This is a genomic window from Bradyrhizobium sp. 63_E2_N1_3 (genome assembly GCF_052076005.1).
Classification (GTDB): Bacteria; Pseudomonadota; Alphaproteobacteria; order Rhizobiales; family Xanthobacteraceae; genus Bradyrhizobium; species Bradyrhizobium barranii.
This window is the reverse complement of record NZ_CP197235.1, coordinates 6,404,537-6,429,040: the sequence shown is the minus strand read 5'-3', so window position 1 is coordinate 6,429,040 and position 24,504 is coordinate 6,404,537. Positions and strand designations below refer to the sequence as shown.

Genomic DNA, 24,504 nt, shown 5'->3' with positions numbered 1-24,504 from the left:
CACACCGTTCGTGAAACGATGCGCCGCTCGTTGGTTCATGCCGCTTTGGCGTCGACGCTGCCGATCCAGTTGCGGGCCAGCGTCACGTCGGCCTGCGACAATTGATGGCCTGCCGGCAGGACCTTGTGGTCGACACGCGCGCCGGCTTCCGACAACAGCGCCGCAAGCTTTGCCGAATTGCTCGCTGGCACGATCGGATCAGCCTGCCCGGACAGCAGCAGAATCGGCTTGCCGCCAAGCTCCGCCTTCGGCGGATCCGACAGCGGCACCATGGCACGCAGCAGGATCGCGCCGGCCAGGACGTCCGGCTTCAGCAGCAACAGCGCGGCTGCGATGTTGGCGCCGTTGGAGAAGCCGACCGCAACAGGCGCGGCGATGCCGTATTGCTTCCGCGCATCCGCGATGAAGTCGCCGAGCTCCAGCGCGCGCCGGCGCACGTCGTCCTCGTCGAACACGCCCTCGGCGAGACGGCGGAAGAAGCGCGGCATGCCGTGCTCGAGCACGCGGCCACGCGGCGAGAGCAGCGCGGAGCCGGGCGAGATCATCTTGCCGAGCCCGAGCAGGTCGTTCTCATCACCGCCGGTGCCGTGCAGCAGCAGCAGCGGAGGGGAGCCCGCGTTGGTCGCGGGCTCGAAACGATGGATGAATGTGCTCTCGGTCATGACGCGCTTTCTTCCAGGCTCGGCAGAACATTTTCGATCTGCTTGCGCTGCGCTTCGAGGAAACTCGGCAGCTTCAGATCACGTCCCAGGGTTGCTACGGGCTCATCGACGGCGAAGCCGGGGATATCGGTCGCGATTTCGAACAGCACCCCGCCTGGTTCGCGGAAGTAGATCGAGCGGAAGTAGTTGCGGTCCCTCTGCTCGGTCGGATGCAGGCCGTGATTGCTCACGAGCTTTTGCGCCATCCGGCCCTGCTCGGCGTCATCGGCCGCGCGGAAGGCGATGTGATGGACGGAGCCGCCGCCCTGATGTCCGCGCAAGAAGCCCTTGGCCTCGTAGATGTCGACGACGCTACCTTCGGCATCGCCCGGCGCCTTGAAGCGGATCACCGAGCCCTCGCGTCCGGTCTCCTTGAAGCCGAACACGTCGGTGAGCACGGAAGCCGTCTTCGCCGCGCTGTCGAGCAGCAAGGTCACGCCATGGAAGCCGCGGATCGCGTGCTCGGCCGGGACGTCGCCATTGCTCCAGCCGGGCTCGTCCTCGGCACCGGGGACACCCACAAGCGCGAGCGCCATGCCGTCAGGGTCGGTGAACGGCAGGACGGACTCGCCAAAACGCTTCTCCAGCGCCTCGTAGGCGATGCCCTTCTCGGTGAAGCGCTGCGTCCAGTAGCCGAGCGAGCGCTGCGGCACGCGGAAGGCGGTCTGATGGGTCTCGCCGACGCCGCGGCGGCCGGCCGGCACGCCGGCCCAGGGGAAGAAGGTTAGGATCGTGCCGGGGCGGCCGGTCTCGTCGCCGTAATAGAAGTGGTAAGTGCCGGGATCGTCGAAATTGACCGTCTTCTTGACGAAGCGCAGGCCGAGATCCCGGGTGTAGAAGCCGAAATTGCGGATGGGATCGCCGGCGATCGCGGTGACGTGGTGCAGTCCAGACATTGTCGTCCTCCAGAAGTCGGGGAGCGGTCTTGCTCTGGGTGGAAATATCGTTCCGCTTTGGATTGGAGACAATCCATGCAAATATGACGTCTATGTCTACGATTTGGAAACAATCGCCGGGGCCGGCCCTTGGATAAGGTCGCCAGCCTCCGGGCCTTCGTGAAGGTGGTCGAAAGCGGCAGTTTTGCGGAAGCCGGCCGGCAGCTGCGGCTGTCGCGCTCGGCGATCAGCAAATACATCGCCGACCTCGAAGAGAGCCTCGGCGTCCAGCTCCTGAACCGGACCACCCGCCACGCCAGCCCGACCGAGAACGGCCAGCGCTACTTCGAGCGCGCGGTCGTGATCCTCTCGGAGATCGAGGCCGCCGACCAGGCGGTGGCGCAGGCCCAGTCGGCGCCGCGGGGATTGCTGCGGGTCAACGCGCCGATGTCGTTCGGCACCATGCGGCTTGGACCGGTGCTGGCCGATTTCATGGCGCGCTATGGCGAGCTTCAGCTCCAGATCGTGCTCAGCGACGATCTGCTCGATCCCGTGCAGGACGGCTTTGACGTGACGTTGCGGATCGCGGAATTGGAATCTTCGAGTTTGATCGCACGAAAAATCATGCCGGTGGCGCGCATGATCTGCGCCTCGCCGGATTATCTCGCGCGTCACGGCACGCCAAAGCATCCGCAGGATCTGCGTGAGCACGCTTCGCTGACCTATGGCTTCCTGCTCACCGGCAACCAGTGGAAGCTCACAGGCAGCGACGGCGATCACTGGATCCAGCCGGCCTGGTCGCTCTGCGTCAACAATGCCGAAGTGCTGCGCGACGTCGCGATCAAGGGCAGGGGGCTGGCGCTGCTGCCGGAGTTCATCGCGGCGGACGCTTTAAGGAGAGGCGAGCTGCGTACGGTGCTGGACGACTATTCTGCACCGCCGCTCGCGCTGTACGCGGTCTATCCGCCGACGCGGCATCTGTCGGTGAAGGTGCGGCTGTTCATCGATTTTCTGGTGGAGCGGTTTGCGCGCGAGGAGGAGGCGGGCGTGCAGTAACCGACCGCTGCTCGGCGGGCCGAAGCAGATCGTCGAGCGCGCTCATCGACGCCTCACGAAGTGCGGCGAGATCGCGCGCGGCGCTTTGGCATTCGGGTGGCGACATCGAGGGCGCCGCCAGCTCGATCTCGCGGCTGCGCTCGAACAGGCGGACGAGGCCGAGCGCGCCGGCGGCGCTGCCGAGCTGGTGCGTGAGCCGCGCCAACTGCGCGTGATCGCCGGCCGCGGCGGCTTTGGCGATTTCTGCGATCAGCTTGCCGCTGGTCTCCCCCAGCAAATGATGGAGCTTTTCGATTTGCGCGGGGCCGAGCAGCTCGCGCTGGTCGTCGAGGAAATGCCGGTCGATCAATGCGCCTGCAGCGAGTTGCGCGGCGGCCGGCTCATCCGGGGCGTCCTCGATCGCCTCGCGCAGCGCGTTGATCAGGATCGGCTTGCTGACGACCTTGGCGATGCCGGCACCTGCGAGCCGCTCGCGGGCGCTGGAGGAGACGTCGGCGGTCACGGCGATGATGCGCGGCATCCGCGGCAGATTGAGCTTGCCGATCCGCGACGCCGCCTCGACGCCGTCCATGTCGGGCATGTGCAGGTCCATCAGGATGATGTCGAACGCCTGATCGCGGGCGAGCGCAATGGCCGAAGCGCCGTCTCTCGCGATCGTCGCGCGATGGCCGAGCCGGTTCAGAATGGCTTCGCCGACCTCGCAATTGACGGGATCGTCGTCGACCAGCAGCACGCGGAGCTGCCGCGACGGCGGCGGGACCGCGCCTTGCGCCACGCCGCTTGCGGCGCGGCCGAGCGGCACCTGAAGCGTGAACGTGCTGCCCGCGCCCGGCGTGCTCTCCACCGTCAGCTCGCCGCGCATCAGGCGCGTGAGCCGGCGCGCGATCGCGAGTCCGAGGCCGGTGCCGCCGAACCGCCGCGCGATGCTGTCGTCGGCCTGGACGAAATCGTCGAAGATGCGCTCGTGCATGTCGGGCGCAATGCCGATGCCGGTATCGCGAACGGTGATGCGCAGCAGGACATGATCGTCGCGTTGCTCGGCGGCCGCCGCGAGCGCAATTCCGCCGTGCGGGGTGAACTTGATGGCATTGCCGATCAGATTGAGCAGGATGCGGTTGAGCCTGACCGGATCGCCGTGCACCGATGTGTCGACCGTCGCATCGCAGGCGAGGTCGAAGGTCAGGCCCTTGCCGAAGGCTTGCGGACACATCAGCTCCGCGGCGGTCTCGATCAGCTGGTGAAGGCGGAAGTCGCGCGTCTCCAGCGTTTCGGTGCTGGCCTCGAGGCGGGCATATTCCAGGATGGCATCGACCAGCGCGATCAGCGTTTCGCCCGATGCCTCCGCGGTCGCGAGGTGGCGGCGCTGGGCCTCGCCGAGGCTGCCGTCGTCGAGCAGCTGCAGCACGCCCATGACGCCGTTCAGCGGCGTGCGCAGTTCGTGGCTGACGACGGCGAGGAAGCGCGACTTGGTCTCGTTGGCCAGCACGGCGGCCCTGCGCGCGCGCTCGGCCGCGTCATGCTCGGCCAGGGCCTGATCGCGGGTCTTTTCGAGTTCGGCGGTCCGCTCGACGACCTTGCGCTCGAGCGTCGCATAGGAGTCGCGCAAGTGAGCGGCCATCCGGTTGAACTGGTCGCCGAGCGCTTCCAGCTCGTCGCCGGTCTTGATCGCGAGCCGCAGGCCGAGATCGCCGCTGCCGATCCGCCGCGCGCCCTGCGTCAGGATCTGGATCGGCACGGTCATGCGCCGGCTCAGCCAGAGGGACACCAGGATCGCGCAGGCGAGCAGGACGACCAGGAGAAACGTCGCGCGTCCGATCGATGCATAGATCGGAGCGTAGGCCTCGCTGAGCGGAAGCTCGACGAACACCAGCCAGCCGAGCGAGGGGACCGTCGCATAGGTCGAGAGCACGCGCTGGCCTGACAGATCCCCCTTGACCAGGCCGCCCGAAGGCGGCCCCACGCCGTCGAGTGCGGCGCGCACGTCGGCATGCCCGGAGAGATCGGTCCGTTGCAGCGCCGGCCACAGATCGGGATGCGCGATCAGGACTCCCATGCGGTCGACCACATAGGCCTTGCCGGTGTTGCCGACCCTGATCCCGGCGACGAGGTCCCAGATGAAGCGCAGATTGACGTCGGCCACGATCACATTGGGATTCCGCCCGGTCCCGCGCGTGGCGAGCGTCATGAACGGCTCGGTGTCGCCGAGGAAGTACACTGGCCCGTAATAGGCCCGGCTTTCATTGGCACCGCGGAAGGCCGGCGAGGCCGAGAGATCGGCCTTGCTGCCGACCCTGTCCGCGACGCGGCGCGACACGCGCACCTGCTCGCGGCCCTGCGAATCGAGCTCGGCAATTTCCGCGATCGCCGGCGAGAGGCGCAGGAGCCGGATGGCGTTCAGGCGGTCGTCTTCGTTGCTCGACAGCTCCGGAGGCAGCCGCGAGAGCCATCTGATCTGGCTTTCGATCTGGCCGATGAACTGGCCGATCTGGATGGCCGCGCTTGCTGCCTGCTCGCGCTGGGTCGCCGCGAGAAGCTGCTTCTGCTCGCGATAGGAGAACCAGACGTCGAAGCCGGTGTTGATGGCGAGCGCGGCAAAGGCGAGGGCGACGATCGAGTAGAGATATTTTCGGAACAACCGGCCCGGGGGCGTCCGCAAATGTCCCTGGTCGATCGCCTCGTTCACTCGCGGATCTCGTCGGCGCGCGCCAGCAGCGTGAAGGGAATGTTCAATCCGAGCGAGCGGGCGACCGTGCGGTTGATCAGGAGTTCGTATTTCCGCGGCGATTGCACCGGAAGATCCCCGGCCTTGGTGCCGCGCAGGATGAGATCGACGTAATCGGCCGAGCGCACCTCCAGCGTCGGCCCGTAGCTCATCAGTCCGCCCGCATCCATGAAATAATGGAACGGATAGATCGTGGGGACGCGATGCTTGGCCGCCGCCGCCACGACCGCCTGACGGTGGACCACGAGGAAGCTGTCGACCAGCGCAACCAGCGCCGCCTTGGGCGGTTCGGAAAAGCGCCTGATGGTTTCGTCGATGTCCGTTGGCGCGTTGACGGGCGCGGGGGTCACGGACACCCCTGAGGTCGCGGCCTCCCGCTCGATCGAGTCGAGGAAGAAGCGCCCGGCGCGAGGCGTGGTCGTCGGGTTGAAGAGGACGCCGACGCGCGCGAGATCCGGCACCGCCTCGCGGATGAGCTGAAGCCATTTGCCGCCCATTTCGGCGGTGCTGTTGGTGAAGCCGGTGACGTTGCCGCCGGGATGCGCGAGGCTTTCGACGAAGCCGTTGCCGACCGGATCGTTGGCGGTCGCGAAAACGATCGGGATGGTTTTGGTGGCGGCAAAGACTGCGGCGGTTTCGATGGTCGAGCCGGTCAGGATCACGTCCGGCTTGAGCTCGAGCAACTCCTGGACCGCGGTCTTGAGCTTGTCCGGTCCGCCGAAGGTCGAACGAAGTTCGAGGCGGAAGTTGACGCCCTCGACCCAGCCTCGCTGTCTCAAGCCGACGATGAGACCACCCAGGCGGGAGGTCGGGCTGTCGGTCATGCTCCGTCTGGTCAGTTCGTCGTCGAGCGGCAATCCCGTCAGCGAGGCAACGATCCGCATGCGATCTGACGTTGCGCCGAGCGCAATCCAGCCTGCAGCGGTTGTGCCTGCGAGGCGAATGAAGCCGCGGCGATCGAGCGCGAACGCGGAAGGCCGTTCGGTCATGGAATTCTTTGCACGATGGTCTGTCCCAACCGGATGCTTAACGCGAAAGGGCGGTGTCCACAATTGATGAAAAAATGCGCTTATGAATGTTCATTCGCAGCATTCGGCAGTCCGATACCGTATTCCTACCCCGCCAAAGAGTCGCTGTTTCGAGCTTTGTCTGCTCCGTGACGATCTGCAACGCATTGTGGCGTTGCAACATTTTCCGTCTCGTTGAGACGACGGTTCGGAGAAGTCGATTTCTGAGCGGCTGATTTTTTGAAGCGTTGTTTCAGGTTTGTTTCGAAGGTTGTCGATGCGCAAAATCTATCTTCTTCCGGCCCTCGTGGGCCTGCTGACCTCAGTTGCAGCCGGGCCGCTCGCGGCTCAGGGAGTAGTGCCGAAGCAGAAGGCTGCGCCGGCACCCAGAGCCGCCGCTGCCGGTGCGCCGCCGGCTGCCGCCGCCGGTGCGCCGGTCGCTGCTGCGACCGAGACGCCGACCGCCGGTGCGGACGACAAGACGGCCAAGGCGATCGACGGCTTCCGCTCCGCCAAATTCGGCATGAACGAATCCGACGTGCGCGCGGCGATGACCAAGGACTTCAGCGCCAAGCCCGACGCGATCAGGGCGCAGGACAACGCGTCCGAGCTGACGCACAGCCTGCTGCTCTCCGTTCCCGAGCTGCTGCCGAACGGCGGGACTGCCGAGCTCTCTTATGTGTTCGGCTACAAGTCCAAGTCGCTGATCCAGATCGGCGCGGTCTGGTCGAAAGGGACCGACACGGCGATGACGCCGGAGAAGCTGTTCTCCAACGCCAACATCCTGCGCGCCCATTTCATGGGCGAAGGCTTCAAGCCCGATTCGATCGCGATGAACATGCCCGTCGCCGGCGGCATCGTGATGTTCCGTGGCAGCGACGCCAAGGATCGCTCGGTGATCCTGCTTCTGCAGGGCACGTTCGAGAACAAGGAGAACAACCAGCGTGTGCTGACCCCGACCAGCCTGCTGCTGTTCTACGTGGCCGACGCCAAGAGCCCCGACATCTTCAAGCTGCCGCCCGGCCAGTTCTGATGCCGGACGACCTCACGACATTCTCCCACCCGGTTGTGGATCGGCGCCAATGCCGATGAAGAGGATATGACATGCGCGGACCATCTGCGACGCGACACAACGACGGGCTGACGACGCTGCGGGGGCTGGCACGCTTCCGTTCGATGTCGCTGCTCTGCGCGATGCAGATGGTCTTCCTGCCGGTGTTCAGCGTCCGCCTGCAGGCACAGACGGCGAACGTCATCACCCCGGATGGGCGCACGGGCACGTCCTTGCAAACCTCCGGCAGCGTGACCAACGTCACGACGTCGACGATTTCGGGCAACAACGCCTTCAACTCGTTCTCGCAGTTCAGCGTCGGGCAGGGCAACACCGTCAATCTGCAGCTGCCGACCGGCACGCAGAACCTCGTCAACATCGTTCGCGACGCCCCGGTCTACGTCAATGGCACGCTGAACTCCTACATGAACGGCGCGATCGGCGGTAACGTCTATTTCGCCGACCCCAAGGGGTTCGTGGTCGGCCGCAGCGGCACGGTGAATGTCGGCAGCCTCAACGTCTCGACGCCGACGCGCGAGTTCACCGACAGCCTGATTGGCGCGGGCGGGGCGATCAACCAGTCGGCGGTCGGCAACCTGATGGCCGGGTCGTTTCCGGTCTCGCCCGACGGCAACATCCGTATCTATGGCCGCATCAACGCGATCGACGGCGTGCGCCTGACCGGGCAGAACGTCTTTGTCGGCGGCGCCACCCAGCGCGACATCGCCAATCTCGACCACGCCGCGAAGTTCGCAGCCTCCGTCAACTCCAAGGGCCTGCGCAGCGCCAGCGCGATTACCGTGAGCAACGGCTCGATCCATATCGGCGCCGTCAACAATGCCAGGGTCAACGGGCGTCTCACCGCGCAAAGCAAGAGCGCGACGCCGAGCAACATCACGGTTCAGGCCGGCAACAACATCGATGTCGGCAAGAAGGCCAATCTCAACATCGCAAGCGCAAACGGCAATGCCGGAGAGATCCGCCTGAAGGCGGCGCAGAACCTGACCGTCGCGGGCGGCGCCAGGTTCGATGCCAGCGCGAAGACGGGCAATGCCGGTCTCGTCGACTTCAGCGCGAACGGGATCATCGACATTGGGAAAGGCATCAAGGTCGACCTCAGTGCGGACAACGGCAAGGCCGGCACGCTGCTGATCGACCCGACCGACGTGGTCGTGGGTGATGCCGCTCAGGGCGACACCGGCGTGACGCTGTCGAACAGCTCCATCGTGAATGCGCTCGCCGGGCTCAGCGCCGGTGCCGACTACCTCATCCAGGCCGATCATTCCATCACGCTCGCCGCGCATGCGATGATCGATGCCCGCCGTCTCGATGGCTCCGGCCATTCGACCGGCAACGCCAACAACGTCATCATCGACGCGCCGAACATCGAGATCATGAATGGCGCGCAGATCCTGGCCCAGTCGGTCAACTTCGGCGGGACCACCTACGCCGACGGCAACGTGACGCTGAGGGCAACGGCGAGCGACATCAAGCTGTCCGGCCAGGCCACCGCCGCGACGTCGATCACGGTCGACGGCAAGATTACCGGCGGCATCGTCTCGATCAGCGCGACCTCGACGGCCGTGTCGAGTTTCCTGAACGGTTCGGTGGCCGGTGATTTCGCGCTTGTCGGCTCGACGCTTGCCGCCTCGCTGCTCGGGCTCAATGGCGGCTATGTCGCGGCGAGCGCCACGGCGACCATCAACATCAACAGCCATGCCGACATCAACGGGCGCGGCGATGTGACCATTTCCGCACACGCCACGGAGACCGCGTCGGATCCGGCGGTCGCCTCCACCTTGCTCGGCAGCCTCACGCCGGTCGCGGCCGGCGTGGTCGTCGGCAAGATCGACGGCACTGCCACGACCAACGTGGCCTCGGGCGCGACGGTCAACGCCGGCGGCAACCTCGAGATCAAGGCGCTCAATGATGCGACCATCGCCATCTCGGCCCTCGCGGCGTCGACGAGTGCGCAGATTGTCCCGACGGTGGCCTATTCCACGGGATCGGTGACGACGACCGCAAACGTCGCGACCGGCGCGCATATTGCTGCCGGCACGGTGAACACGAGCGGCAGCACCCTGAAGGTGCGCGCGATTAACAACAACTCGTTCTCGACCAGCGCAACGTCGGTGGCGGCACCCGGGACGGGGGCGAGCGGCGCCGTCGGCGGGGCATTCGCCATCAGCGACATCACGACATCCGCGACCGCAACGCTCGGCGCATCGCTCGGAACCGATGTCAACAACCGAATGAACGGGTCCGTTCTGGTCGAAGCGACGTCCGATACCACGCTCAATTCCACGATGGCTTCGTCCATCGCCGGCCTCCCGGCACTGATCGCGGCAATCGAAAGAGGACTGCGTGCCGTCACCGCGCCGACGTCGATCATCAGGGACCATATGGGCTCGCTGATGCCGTTGAGCTTCGATTTCAAAGTCGCAGGCGCGCTCTCGCTGGCCAACAGCACGCAGAGCGCAACCGCTGCGATCGCGCAGAATCCGAGCGGCGGCGCGCCGAGCATCTATGCCAGCGGCAACGTCGCCGTCGCCAGCAACGTCATCGATCGCGGCGTTCGCAGCAATGCGACGTCCAGCGCGATCACGAAGGACCCGGTGTCCGGCGAGAGCACCGCGATCAGCGCGGCCGTCGCCTGGGGCAATTTCACCCACAATTCGAACGCCTATATCGGCGGCGGAACCCTGGTCAACGCGGCGAATATCGCCGTCGATGCCACCACCGAATTGCCGATCACCAACACCTGGCTGAAGTGGGATGGTTTGGGCGCGGTGCTGAGCCACCTCAACGGCAATCTCGGCGTCGGCGGCAACATCCTGACCAGCTACGCCAATGCCACCGCGGACGCTGGCGACACGATCGGCATCGCCGGTTCGCTGAACCATTTCGTCGTGAACAACAACACGACGGCGTGGGTGGCCGGCAGCGCGAGCCTGACGACAACCTGCGCGACCGCGGCCTGCGGCAGTGGCACCGGCTGGTCGGTCGGGATGGACAATGGCGACGTCCATACCTACAACGCCAGCCTCCAGATCGCGGCCACCACGACCACGGCGTCGATCGACGCCGCCGGCAATGTCGGCACGCTCGGCTTCCTGTTCGGCAACACCTCGGGCGGCTCCTCCGTCGGCGGCGCGCTCAATCTCGTCCAGTTCAACACCAATACCATCGCCGGCGTTTCGGACCGTGCGACGCTGCGTGCGGCGGACGACATCGCCGTCAACGCGATCACTTCCGACCGGTTCGTCGCTGTCGCACCGTCGTCCGGCAAGGCTGCCGGCACGCTGGCGCTGAACGGCATCACTTCGCTCGGTTTCCTGAACAACTCGACGCACGCGTCGATCTCGAGCCAGGCCACCGTCTATGCCCCGACCGTCGGCATTCTGGCGCAGCAGGATCTGTCGGTCGTGACGCTGTCCGGCGCGATGAGCTATAACGGGAGCGGCGGTTCGGCGGTCGGCTTGTCGGTCGCCTATCTCGGCGCAAACACCGACACCTCCGCCTATATCGGCGACAACCATTCCGACATCCGGCCCGGCGTGTTCAGCGCCAACGATCCGTTCGCCGGCACCAGCGGCGGAAGCGGGGCGGTCAATGTCGACAATCTGACACTCAGCGCGACCACTTCGGGACGCATCACCGCGGCCGCCGTCGCAGCAGCCGTCTCCGATCCGGCATCGTCCAGCTTCTCCGACAAGGCAGGCGCTGCCGGCGCCGCCTCGACCGGAGGCGCAGCCGGCGTGACGACGGCGGCGGGCAAGATCGGTTCGACCTCGGGATCGAGCACCAGCGGCTTCAGCCTCGATCTCGCCGGCAGCTCGTCGGTGAGCGACGTCTCGCTCCGCACAAGCGCCTATATCAGGAACACGACGGTCAACAAGTACACCACGACCGGCGCCGTGCTGACCAACACGATCGTTCAGGCGCTGAACGACACCATGCTCAACAATGGTTCGGGCTCGGCGGCGCTCAATCTGGCCGGAGGGTCCGCCACGGGGGCTGCGATCGGCGGCGCGATCGCGGCGGCGATGTCGAACAATGCGACGCTCGCCTATATCTACGGCACCACCATGAACAACCAGAGTTCGGTGACGGTGCAGGCGCTCAATGGCGGCTCGGAGACCGTCGTCGCCATCGGCGTGGCGGGATCGAAATCCAACGCGGCGTCGCTGTCGGCCTCGGTCGGCATCATCACCGACAGCGCCAACGCCTATATCGAGAGCTCGACGATCACGGGGCAGGCGAGCGGCGTCAATCGCGCGCTCGAGGTCGACGCCTACCAGACCACGAACATCGCGATCGGCGGCGGCTCGCTCTATATTTCGGGCGGTCAGGCCGGCGTCGGCATCGGGCTGACCTATGCCTCGATCGCCGATCCCACGGGCGGAAACGCGACCGATGCGCATATCCGCAGCACGGCGATCTCGAATTACGACACCCTGTTGGTGATGGCCGACAGCGCCAGCGTGATTGCGGCCGGTGCGGCCTCAGGCGGGGGCGGGGCCAGCGCCAACGGACTTGCCGGCGCGATCGTCGTCAGCGAGATCACGCCGACCACGACAGCCTATATCAACAGCGGCTCGACGGTGAGCATCAATGTCGGCCGCGTGACGGTGCTGGCGGACAGCGGCGCGGTGTCGGCGCTCGACACTGCGCTCGGCAACCTCGTCAAGAAGTCGAACAACAATCTTCTCGCGTCGGATACCTGCACGGTCGCCGGTGGCACGGGCGGGCAGAACTGCATCGACTTCAGCGCGGCTGCGCTCAACGACGGCACGGGGAACGGTCCGGGCGCCAGCATCGTCTCCGTTGCGGGCCTCATCCAGGCCGGCAAGAACAATGTCGGCGCCTCGATCGTCTACAACACGATCGCGACCACGCATTCGGCCTATATCGCCAACGTCCTGATGACGGCCGGCAGCAACGGCAATGTCAGCGTGAGCGCGGTGGATTCCTCCAAGATCCAGGCGGTCACGATCGGCTTCGGCCTTGCGACCGGCCAGTTCGCCGGCGTCGGCGGCACCACGATCAGCTCGATCGCCAACACCGTTTCGGCGGCCATCGGCAACAATTTGTCCAGCACGACGCAATCGTCCGTCACGGCCCGCAACATTTCAGTCAACGCGACCGACAATTCCAGCATTATCGGAACTGCCGCCGTCGCGGGCGCCTCGACGCAGGGCAGCGCGGCGGGCCTTGCGCTCGTCTACAGCAGCATCGCCAACAACGTCAGCGCTGGCGTGACCGGGTCCAAGCTGACCGCTTCGGGCAATGTCGCGGTCGGTGCGAACTCGAACGCCAGCATCTCGACCGTCGCCGTCGGTATCGCGATGTCCTCGCAGGTCGGGCTGGCCGGTTCGGTCGCCACCAATCTGATGGGCACCAACGTCACCGCCAGCATCACCGCCGCCGGCACCAACGGGATCAACGGCGCCGACGTCACCGCGACCAACAACGTCGCGGTGATCGCCGGCAACAACGACAAGGCGGCCGTGTTTGCGGGTGCCGTGTCGATCAGCAAGGGCGCTGCCGGCGGTGCCGGCTCGCTGGTCACCAATCAGATTACCGGGACGACGGCGGCCTATATCAGCGGGGCGAGCACCAAGGTCGACGCGCTCGGGACCAGCACCACCGATACGCTGTCGGTCAACAACGGCACGCTGGTGCATGCCTTCGATCTCGGCGCCGCCCACGCGCCGACCGACTCGACGCCCGATCTCTCCGAGAACCAGGACATCCTGCGCGGCCTTGCCGTGGTCGCGAGTTCGCACCAGGCGGTCGTGACCAACGTCGCGTCGGTCGCCGCGAGCAGCGGCATCGCCATCATGATCAACCCGATCACCAACGTGATGAGCGGGGAGACCAGGGCCTATATCGACAGTGCTTCCATCGACACACGCCTGACCTCGTCGACGCTGGCGCCGCAGATCGAGGTTGCCGCGTCGAGTTTCTCCTATTCCGGCGCGTTCGGTGCCGGCATCGTGGCTCCGACCGGCAACGGCGGCGGCGGTGCCACTATCATCAGCACCACGATGCAGCGCGGAACGTTCGCCTACATCACCAATTCGACTGTCGGCGGCGTGCAGTCGTCGAGCGCGACGGTCGGCGCCGTCACCGTGAAGGCCAATGCCGAGCAGGACGCGTCCTCGATCGCGATCGGCTTCAACACTGGCTCGGTCGGGTTGAACGTCTTCCAGGCGACGACGGAAGCCTATGTCGATGGTGGCGCGCTGACGGCCGCATCGCTGACGGTGAACGCCACCAACAACACCGGCATCTTCTCCGCGAACGGCTCCGGGGCCTATGGCAGCCAGGCCGCGATCGGCGCGGCGTTCCTGGTCCAGGTCTCTTCGAACCGGACCGAGGCCTATGTCGGCGACGAATTCCACTATCAGGGCAATGGCGCCGCACACACGACCGCGCTCAATCTGAGCGGCGCGCTCGACGTCGAGGCCACCACCAAGAATCGCTTCGAGGCCTATGCGATCGGCGGTGCGCTCTCGACCGGCACGGCGGCGATCGCCGGCATGGCGAACATCGAGATCGCCAACAACACCACCATCGCCGGCGTCTACGACACCACGTTACAATCGGTGACGGGCGGTGCGGCCGGCGCGGTCACCATCAACGCGACCGAGGACGTGGCGATCAAGGAGATCGCGGGGGCGCTCGCGGTTGGCGCCAGCGGGGCAGGGGTCGGCATCGGCGCCGCCGCCAACGTCATCAGCTTCAAGAGCCAGACCATTGCAGAAAGCCGCAACAGTAATCTGAACTCGGCTGGCGCGATCAACGTCAATGCGCTCAGCACCAAGGAGGTGCTGTCCTACGCGGTCACCGCGGGCATCGGCGGCAGCGTCGGTATCGGCGCGACGGTCGGAGTCATCATCATCGGCACCAACACCGCCGATGCGGACACCCAGGGCCAGCAGACCGGCCAGCTCAATCAGGGCAACAACGGCACCATCGCGTCCGTGAACAACGGCACCAACCACACGCAAGGCAGCAACGCGGTCGCCAGCGGCACGGCCGGCAATCCGAACAATGCCAACGTCAGCTCGACCTACGACGTCAGCAGCGTGCTGAGCGGCGGCAACGACGCCGTCGTCGCGCAGATCGCTGGCGGCAACGTCACGGGCACGCAGGTCAATGTCACTGCCACCAGCGCCAATGCGGCCAAGATGTATCTGCTCGGCGCCGGCTTTGCGAAAAATGTCGGCATCGGGGCCGGCATTGGCTACACCAGCTTCAACAGCACCGTGCTCGCCAATCTGAGTGACTACGGACGCAACGGCTCCGGCGTGCTGGTGGCCGCAGATACGCCTTTGGCCATCTCGGCACCGATTGTCACCGTTGCGGCGGTGGTCAAGGACGCGACCACCGGACCTTATGCCGGCAAGACCATCGACACCGAGGCGATCGCCGGCGGTGCGGCGCTCTACTTCGGCGCCGATGCGGCTGTCGCGGTCGGCAATGTCAGCAACTCCGTGGTGGCGATGCTTGGCGGCCAGATCACCGGCACGGGCGGCACCGGCACTGGCGCCGCCGTCATGGCGCAGGATTCGACGACCCAGGTGGTCTTCACCGGCGGCGTCACCGGCGGCGCCGTGGCTGTCGGCGCTTCGGTCGCGTCGGCAAGCCGAACGAGCTCGGTCGCTGCGAGGGTTCTGAACGGCTCCACCGTCAACGTCACGACTCTGGCAGTTGGAGCAAGCGGCGCCGGCACCTTGACCACGACGTCCACAGCACTTGGCGGCGGCATCGTCGCGGGCGTCGGTGCGGATGCGGAGGCCCACGAGAACTCGTCCGTGTTGGCGGAGATCGGCAGCAGTGCCTCGATCACGACGTCGGCGGCCGGCGTCGGCACGCTGGTGTCGGCGTCGATCGCGCCCAACCTGTCGAGCGAGGCAATCGGCGTCTCGGTCGGTGGCGGTGCCGTCGGCGTCGCCATCGCCAAGTCCACGGTCGGCGCCACGGTTACGGCCGATGTCGGCGACAACGTCAGCTTCTCGGGCGGTGCGCTCGCGGTAACCGCCATGGCGCTGGTTCCGACCGTCGGCACCACGACGTGGGCCAAGGCGCTCGCCGGCGGCGGCGGCTCGCTGATCGGCGCACAGGGCAGCCTTGCCGTGGCGTCCGAGAACGCGACGGTGAGCGCCTATGGCGGGACGGGGATCCGGCTTCCCAACGCCGACGTCACCATCGCGGCCGAGAACGACAGCGCCCAATACGCCGAGGGGACGGGCCTTTCGAGCGGCTTCCTGGCGCTCGGTGCGACGGTCGCGCAAACGTCGTCGAACGCGCACACCTATGCCTATCTGGGTGCGCCCGCCGATATGGATAATCTCAATCACAGCAATTACACGGGCATCCTCCGGATCACGGCCACCGGCACGGACACCAACGTGTCCAACGCGACGGTCGGCGCGGGCGGCACCTATGCCGGCGCGGCGGCGGTCGCGACGACCAGCTCGACCGCCGTGACCAACGCACGGTTCGACGGTGGCGCGACGGACGACACGCTCTACTTCGGCGGCCTCCGCATCAATGCCAAGCACACCACGAATTACGCCGCCAGCGGCGACGCCTATCAGGCCTCGACGGCCGGTGTCTCCGCCGGCAAGGCGCAGAACGACGTCGACTCGACCACCACTGCCGAGATCGGAACCCACCTGATCATCAATTCGGCGGGCGGCAACATGGTCGTCATCTCCAACGACATCGTCACCCAGGGCGGCGGCGGCGCACGTTCGGGCTCAGGCGGCTCGTTCTCGGGGGCTGCTGCGCTCAGTGACTCCCACGTCACCCAGACCGTCACCACCAATATCGGCGCCGGCACGGTGCTGAGCCTCAACGGCGATCCGCGGACGTCGGCGGCGTTCATCAATATCGAGGCCTACAACACGCTGAACACCAACGATACGGCGAGCCTCGCCACGGCCAGCTTCTTCGCCGGCGGCGGCGCCGAATCCAACATGACGGCGAACGCCACGCTCGCGGTCAACATCAATGCCCGCGAGCTGTTCAGCGTGGGCAAGATCTATATCGGCACGGCCGCGAAGATGGCGGCGGCGAACAACGCCAATGCCAGCCTCTACGGCGCGATCGCGGGCGTCGGCGCCAGCACCAACAGCTGGGTCCACGCCAACCAGTCCGTCAATGTCGGCGACAACGCGAAGATCGCGGCCTGGCGCGACATCACCATCTACGCGGGCCTCGCCGGCGACGGCACCGTCTTCAGCAGCGTGCAGGCGACGGCGACGACGGTCGTCTACAACAATACCGCCGTTCCGATCTCCACGCTTTATCGCGGCACGGCCAATGCCGACGACACCACGAGCCTAACGCTGGCCCCCACCTCGAGCATCCTCGGCGCGCGCGACATCTATCTCGGTGCAACGCAAGGGCAGGTCACGGCGGCCGGAAACGGCAGCAACTACAATCCGTATCTGGACATCTTCAGCGCCAAGAACAGCGACAACCACAGCCACACCAGCGGAACCGGCGATGTCGCGCTCAACGGCTTGGTGGTGGCGGGCGTCAATAACGATTTGACGATTACGATCGAGCTCGGTGCGACCGCGCCGACACTGAGCACGACCAGTCCCTATTCCCTGCTGACAAACGGCTCTTCGTCGGTCCTCGAGCTCGTCTCTGACGTCAATCACTTGAGCCCGGTGATGAGCTGGAACCATCAGACGGTCCAGTATGCCGTCGTCGGCAACTTCAATCCTTACCAGCTGGTGGTCAACCAGCTGGCGTCGCTGACCGGCTTGACCGAGGCGCAGGTCCGCTCCCAGCTCGCGGCGGCGACGCCCACGGCGCCTGCCAGCATGTCGCCGACCGGCACCGACCCGACCGGCGACAAGCAGCGCCAGATCGACACGTTGATCAAGCAGGCGCCGTTTACCTCCGACGCGCCCGGCAACGCCTTCGCGTTCGGCGACATCATGGTGTCCGCCGGCAACGTCTCGATCCTGGCCCAGAAGCTCACCGGCAACAGCGGCACGAACCCGGCCGCGCCCGCGGTCATCGCGCGCAGCTCGCCGTTGATCAAGATCGAGAACAAGGGCCTCGACTTTATGAGCCTGGCCAACCTCACGGTCACAGATGTGACCGGAGGCAACATCACCTACCGCCAGATCGACCATGTCGACCCGGATTCGCACTCCAATGTGACCTTCACCGCGATGCCGAGCGCGACGCCGGTCATCGACGTCTCGGCCACCTACAACCGCCTGGATCCTGACTCCGGTCAAGGCATCGACCAGAGCGGCAACGTGCTGACCCGCACGCCCGACATCTATTTCAACGGCGCCGTCAACAACGCGAACGGCCTGCTCAAGATCATCAACAATCTCGGCAGCGTCGTCGCATCGCAGTCGCTCAGTGCCGCGACCGTCCAGATCGTGGTGCCCAAAGGCACCTTCACCTTCCTCGGCGGTATCGGGAGCTTCTACGACAGCGGCAGCGCGGTCACCTCGCAATGGGCCACCACTGAAAACAGGCCGGAAGACACGCTGACCGCGGTGATGACGGCGGCGACCTATCTCGGCGCCTACGGCGACTACTATACCGCTCCGCATATCGCTTCGGGAACCGATCACCCCTATTTCTATTACTGCTGCACCGACGGCAGCCACGGCGTGTATCAACCCGTCGGCAACGCCGACGCCAGCACGATCTTCACCGCGCGCATGCTGATGACGTATTACGACGGCACCTCGCTCTATTCATCGATCTTCCTGCCGGTGGGCAGGGGTACGCCTGGGAACACCAGCACTCCCGATGCCGGCAGCGTGCCTGACATCGCGACCCTCAAGATCATCGAGGGGCAGTCGCAGGACTCGTCCAATGTCGTGCTCGCGCAGTGGAAGAAAACGACTTATGACGGCCGCAACGTCTACACCGATAGCGGTCCGTACAAGACGCCGTTCAACTGTGCGTCAGCCTGCGACAGCTCGGGCTTCTTCCAGGTGATCAACATCCAGCCGGATGCGATCACGCCGAAGACCGCGGACGCGCCGGCCACCGCGACTGCCACCCGGACCATCAGCGGCCAGGCGGTCATCATCTCGGCGTCGGTGATCAACATCAACGGCACCATCCAGGCCGGCTCGAGCAGCAATTACTCGGTCGACATCGGCGCCGCGGCGTACGATGCCATCTACGGCAGCAACGGCCTCAAGAACCGCAACGGCGGCGCGGATTTTGCCGCGGCCCAGGCCAATGCGCGGAACGGCGTCTATTACGACATCTCGGGCTCCGTGACGGCGTCGGCCAGCGGCGACGCCAAGATCGGGGTCAGGTACAACGCTCTCACCGACCAGCTCATCCTGAATGGCGTGGCGCAGGGCGCCGGCGGCTACGTCTACCTCAACGGCAAGATCATCTCGACCTCGACCGACAGCACCCAGACCCAGGGTAACATCGAGATCAAAGGCGGCGCCGGCACGGTCACCGTCAACAACACCAGCGGGCTCCAGCTGGTCACCAACACCATCAATACCAGCGTCACTGCCCAGAGCGTGGTCGAGATCGTCGACCAGCTCAAGGGGAAGACGACGTGGTGGGTTTACGATCCCAAGGCTGCAAGCAGTCAGCAGGTGTCGCGGTACGAGACCAACAGTGTCACTGCGGCCGCGATCGACCCGTCGATGCTTACGGCCAGGACCGGTACGGCGGGCGTCCAGTACCGGACGCAGGAGAACATGCTCTATCAATGGGTCGACACCGCGACGCTGGATCGTCTACCCACCAGCACGCAGTTCGACTACGGCTGGAGCTTCACGCCCAATCAGGTCACCGGCGAGAACTGGACCCGCTCGACCAACCTGGTTTCAGGCACGCAGAGCAGCAACTATCAGAAAGTCACCACCGCCACAGGCAGCTATCACTGGGCGGGAGGCGTGAACCCGGATGGGAGCCCCGTTGGACTCAACACCCATTCCAACGCGTGCTGCGGCGCGGACGCCCAGTACAACTGGTACCAGGCGATCTATGATCACCTGACGCTCACGCTGACCAACACGGTCAAGGCGTCGAACCCGATCAACATCAAGTTCATCGGCGGCAGTAGCAGCGACGTCGTGGTCAATTCGACCTCGGGCATCGTCATCAACGGGTCGATCAACAACCAGCAGGGCACGACGACGCTTGCCGCCACCGGCGCCAACTCGTCCATCACGGTCGCCGCCAATGCCAACAACCCGGTGATCTCGGGGACGAGCGTGACGCTTCGGGGTGACGGCGGTATCGGCACGCTCGGCACCACCAAGGCGCCCGTCCAGGTGCAGCTCTATGGCGGCAGCCTGACCGCGAGCTCGATCGACCGCGACATCGCGATCTCGGCCATCGGCGCGCTGTCGATCAACCAGGTGAAGGTGAACTCGGCAGGCGCGACGCCGCAGGGCAGCGTCTTCCTCTCGGCGACCGGCGACATCAACTCGGCGTCCGCCTACAACGTCGCCAATCCCGTCGTGATCGGCAAGAACATCGAGATCAACTCCACCTCCGGTGCGATCGGCGCGAAGAGCGCCGTCGTCAATGGTGCATCCACCCTGACCAACATCAATCCGCTGGTGATCCAGGCGACGGGGACGATTCAGGCCAACGGCAGCGTCGATGGTGGTGTTCTCGACAGCGCCTCGGCCACCGGCACCTACATCATCCAGTCCAAGGGCGATTTGCGCCTCGGCACGGTCCAGTCGACCGGTGGCCCGGTCTTCCTTGAGGCGGCGGGCTCCGACAACAACCCGGCCAACATCCTGAACGGCCGGGCGGCGGTTGGTCTGACCCAGGCGCAGAGCCAGCATCTTCAGGACGTTCAGGCGAGCCTCGACCTGCTCAGCGGCAATGCCGCCACCAACGCCGTCAACAGCTACCAGTCGATGGTGACGTCGGCCTACAACGACTACTTCCAGCTCAAGAACATCGCCTTCCCGAACGGCAGCACCTACAACCCGACCTCGGTGGGGCAGACGGTGCTGCGGGCGCAGGTGGCTGCCAAGCTCGGCATCGATCCCGCGAACGTCACGACGACGCAGATGAAGACCGAGGCCACGACGCGGTTCCTGAGGGACCAGTTCCTGCTCGGCAAGATCAGCACCGACGAGCTCAGGACCTCGCTGACGACGTTGCTGGGCAGCGCGCCCACAGATCCGCTGGGGACCGTGTTCGGCAGCTCGCTGTCGTCGACCCTGTTCACCAAGCTGTTCGACGGCGTGGCGACAGCCAATCAGCGCATGCCGAGCAATACGGCGCTGCAGACGGCGCTTGGCGCCTATAATGTGAATTACAGCTACACGCTCGCATCGACCGAGCGGGTCTACAGCATCATCACCGCGGGCTCGCAGTGGACGCAGAGCCAGCTCGCCTACACGGTGTCGTCGTCGGCCGTCGGCGCGGCGCCGCCGCCGATCGACGAGAACGTCGTCGCCAATGTCAGCGCCAACCAGATCATGCTCTACGCGCCGCGCGGCTCGGTCGGTAATTCGGCAGCGCCCCAGACGTTCTCCTTCACCAGCGTCGATTCCTCGTCGCTGACGCCGGAGCAGAGGGGATTGCTCGCCACCGCCGGTCCCGGCCAGCTCACCGTCGGCGCGGTCACGGACCCGACGACCCATGTCACGACCTATACGGTCAGCCTGTCGCAGCAGAACCTCGTCGTCGTCGACAACCCGATCGCGATCTCGGCCAAGGCGCTGACGAATATCTATCTCGGCAGCAAGAACAGCCTCGCGCTCGGCGGCGTCACCGCGAATTACGGCCCGATCGCGGCCGCGCAGGCCAACGGCATCGAGGTGACCGGCCGCGGCGACGTCAAGCTCGACGCCGTCAACAGCATCTCCGCCAACGCAAGCGGGGCCGTGATATCAGGCGATATCGGCAACCTGACCCTGATCGCCGAGCACGGCAATGTCGGTGCCCCCTCGGGGACCGCCGGAAGCAACCCCGCGAGCAATACGAACGCGCTCCAGATCGCGTTCGCAGATCCGTCCAACGACCAGCTCGACCAGGTCTCGTCGGCGCAGGGCATCTACCTGAAGCAGACCACCGGCGATCTCATTCTCGGCAACATCGCCGCCGGCAATGCGATCCAGCTCGCCGCGACCGGCAGCATCTATGCCGAGGCCGGCTTCACCGATCGTACGGCGATCCACATCCTGGGCGCCGACCTCGATCTGCGCGCCGGCGGCAACATCGGCTTCAACGGCTCGACCTTCCAGCCGCTGCAGGTGAATATCTCCGGCGCGGTGACCGGCTCTGCGGTCGGCGACCTCAGCATCCTCGCCGTCACTGGCGATCTCATGGTCGGCACCAGCGGCACCTATGGGACGCTGACGGCCGGCGGCGCGCTGACCCTCAACGCTGCGCGCGGCGGGCTCACCGTCAATGCCGACATCACCAGCGGCGGCCTGATGCAGCTGCTCGCCAACCGCGGCATGAATTTCGGGGCTGGCACCAGCGCTGCGCCGGTGGTTGCGGCCAGCAGCTCGGACGGCGTCACCCTGGTTGCCGCGACGCTGACGATGGGCGCCTATTCGGCCATCAACGCGGCCGGGTTGATCTCGGTGACCACCACGGGCGATACGACGATCGGCCAGCTGAATTCGTCGCTGTCCTATGCGGCGGCTTCGAACGCGCCCTCGATCATCGTCACTGCCGGTGGCGTGGCTTCGCTGGGCGCGATCATCGACAATGGCGACGGCCAGACCAAGTTCGTCGCATCCGGCGCGGGCGCCGAGCTGTCGCTGAGTGCATCGAACGGTATCGGAAGTGCCACGAGCCGGCTCGCCTTCAACGCCGTACAATTGTCGGCGAGCGCGAGCGCCGGGGGCATCCACCTGAAGGCGCTGACCGACACCGAGGCGAGCCTGCTCTCCGCGGTGAAGGGCAACGTGGACATCATCGGCACCGGCGCGCTGACGCTCGACCAGGTGCTGGCGGGCACGGCGACCGGCGCGAGCGGCAGCTTCACTGCCGTCGCGAACAACGGCAGCATCGTCATCGGGACCGCCGACAGCAGCGGCTCGCAGACGGTCCACGCGACCCAGAATGTGACGTTCAAGTCGCTGACGACGACCGGAAATGCCGGCGACGTCGGCAACATCAACGTCACCGCCGACAACGGCTTCATCCTGGCGCAGACGGTGACGTCGGGCGGCGTGACCACGCTGGGCTCGGTCTCGGCCCACGGCTCGGCGACGCTGCTCGCGGCGACGACCGTCACCGGCAACACGCTCGCCACCACGACCGGCTCGGCCGTGCTGACCGCGACCGGCCCGATCGACTGGAACACGCTCAACGCCGGGACGACGCTGGGCGCGACGGCAAGCCAGGGCAGCATCACCTTCAAGACCGCGCAGAGCGGCGGCACGCAGACCATCCGCGCCCATGACAATGTGACGTTCAATGCGCTGACGACGACCGGCATCACCGGCGATGCCGGCAGCATCAACGTCACCGCCGACAACGGCTTCATCCTGGCGCAGACGGTGACGTCTGGCGGCGTGACGAGCCAGGGCTCGGTCTCGGCCAACGGCTCGGCGACGCTGCTTGCGGCCACGACCATCACCGGTAACACGCTCGCCGCCACGACCGGCTCGGGCCTGCTGACCGCGAGCGGTCCGGTCAACTGGAATGTCCTCAATGTCGGCACGACGCTGGGCGTGACGTCAAGCCAGGGCAGCATCACGTTCCAGACCGCGCAGAGCGGCGGCACGCAGACCATCCACGCCCATGACAACGTGACGTTCAACGCGCTGACGACGACGGGCATCAACGGCGACGCCGGCAGCATCAACGTCAACGCGGACAACGGCTTCATCCTCGCGCAGACGGTGATGTCAGGCGGCGTGCCGACGCTCGGCTCGGTCTCTGCCAATGGCTCGGCGAGGCTGATCGCGGCGGGGACCAACACCGGTCATAACCTCACGGCCACGACCGGCAACGCAGTCCTGAGCGGCACCGTCGTTCGTTGGGATAATCTTAGCGCGGGCGGCACGCTCGACGTCACCGCGACGGCCGGAGGGATCACCGTTGGCACCGCCATCAGCGGCGGCACGCAGACCCTGCATGCCGTCAACGATATCGTCTTCAGCCAGCTTACCACGACCGGTATCCCGGGCGATGCCGGCGACCTCTACGTCAAGTCCGACACGGGCTCGCTCCGCGGCGGATCGATCACCGCCAACGGCGAGACGCGTTTCGATGTGGCCGGATCGGTCTCGTTCGACCGGATCAGTGGCGACATCGTCAAGATGACGTCGTCGGGTGACCTGACGATCAACTGGGTCAGCGTCGTGAGGGAGCTCGACCTGGCGGCAGACACGATCAACGTCAGGGGCGAGCAGATCCGTTCGAATCCCGCGATCCCGCTGATCATGAACATCACCGGCTATAACGGCGGCGTCGCGAAATCCGCCAACATCTCGATCGATCCGGACAGCATCATCGTCAACCAGTTCAGGGTGGTGGACGCAAACTTCTGGACCGACGCGCATGCGGTCACGATCCTGAACGGCTATGTCCCGGGCCAGCTCATGCTCACCACCGCCACCCAGCAGGTGTTCCTGAACAACCGGACGCTGGCGCCGACCAACGGGCCGACGCTCCAGCTCTACCAGCCGGGCGGCGTGTTCACGATGAGCCAGGTCGGCAACGCCAATGTCAGCAACGCCTATGTGGTGTTCTACACCGGCGACGTCTCGGCGAGCGTCACCAATTACGGGCCGACGCACACCTGCTGCTACGACTTCACCGGCGCCAGCATGGTGCGCAACATCCCGGTCGACGGCGAGGGCAAGGAGAGCATCGAGACCTGGCTCGCGAAGAAGGATGGCGGGACGTTCTATTTGCTCGGTCTCTCCGGCCAGGCGCGGCTCGATGCGCTGCTGACGCCGCGTCCGGTCGAGACCATCGGCTCCGGTCCCGCCGTCAACATCGAGGGACTGAGCGACCTGCGCAAGCTGCGCCGTCAGGGGCAGCGCGTGGGTCGCCCGGGCTGGAAGGATGCGGCGGTCGAGACGGCGAAGCCGTCCGTTGGCCGTCTCGCACAGGCATGGTAACGAGATTC

7 protein-coding genes are annotated in these 24,504 nt (G+C 65.9%); 3 read left to right on the top strand and 4 right to left on the bottom strand.

Annotated elements, in window-relative coordinates:
* Positions 1–35: 35 nt before the first annotated feature.
* Complete coding sequence (locus AB7531_RS30710; protein ID WP_063984448.1) at positions 36–662, bottom strand: alpha/beta hydrolase; 627 nt, start codon at positions 660–662, stop codon at positions 36–38.
* Positions 659–1,597, bottom strand: coding sequence for a ring-cleaving dioxygenase (locus tag AB7531_RS30705; protein ID WP_063984447.1), 939 nt, complete (start codon positions 1,595–1,597; stop codon positions 659–661). Before AB7531_RS30705 ends, AB7531_RS30710 begins: the two co-directional genes overlap by 4 nt.
* Before the next feature lie 129 nt (positions 1,598–1,726).
* Here AB7531_RS30705 and AB7531_RS30700 point away from each other — a divergent pair, with 129 nt between their 5' ends.
* On the top strand, positions 1,727–2,632 hold the full coding sequence (locus AB7531_RS30700; RefSeq protein WP_063984446.1) for a LysR family transcriptional regulator: 906 nt from the start codon (positions 1,727–1,729) through the stop codon (positions 2,630–2,632).
* Here AB7531_RS30700 and AB7531_RS30695 read toward each other — a convergent pair.
* Positions 2,577–5,315: a hybrid sensor histidine kinase/response regulator gene (locus AB7531_RS30695; protein ID WP_063984445.1), complete on the bottom strand. Its 2,739-nt coding sequence runs from the start codon at positions 5,313–5,315 to the stop codon at positions 2,577–2,579. The genes AB7531_RS30700 and AB7531_RS30695 overlap by 56 nt on opposite strands.
* Positions 5,312–6,343, bottom strand: coding sequence for an ABC transporter substrate-binding protein (locus AB7531_RS30690; protein ID WP_063984444.1), 1,032 nt, complete (start codon positions 6,341–6,343; stop codon positions 5,312–5,314). Before AB7531_RS30690 ends, AB7531_RS30695 begins: the two co-directional genes overlap by 4 nt.
* Positions 6,344–6,638: 295 nt before the next feature.
* Here AB7531_RS30690 and AB7531_RS30685 point away from each other — a divergent pair, with 295 nt between their 5' ends.
* Both AB7531_RS30685 and AB7531_RS30680 read left to right on the top strand, forming a co-directional pair.
* The gene (locus tag AB7531_RS30685; RefSeq protein WP_063986535.1) at positions 6,639–7,394 is read left to right on the top strand and encodes a hypothetical protein; all 756 of its coding nucleotides are present in this window, start codon (positions 6,639–6,641) and stop codon (positions 7,392–7,394) included.
* 71 nt (positions 7,395–7,465) lie between these two features.
* The gene (locus tag AB7531_RS30680; RefSeq protein ID WP_441280217.1) at positions 7,466–24,496 is read left to right on the top strand and encodes a leukotoxin LktA family filamentous adhesin; all 17,031 of its coding nucleotides are present in this window, start codon (positions 7,466–7,468) and stop codon (positions 24,494–24,496) included.
* Positions 24,497–24,504 lie beyond the last annotated feature (8 nt).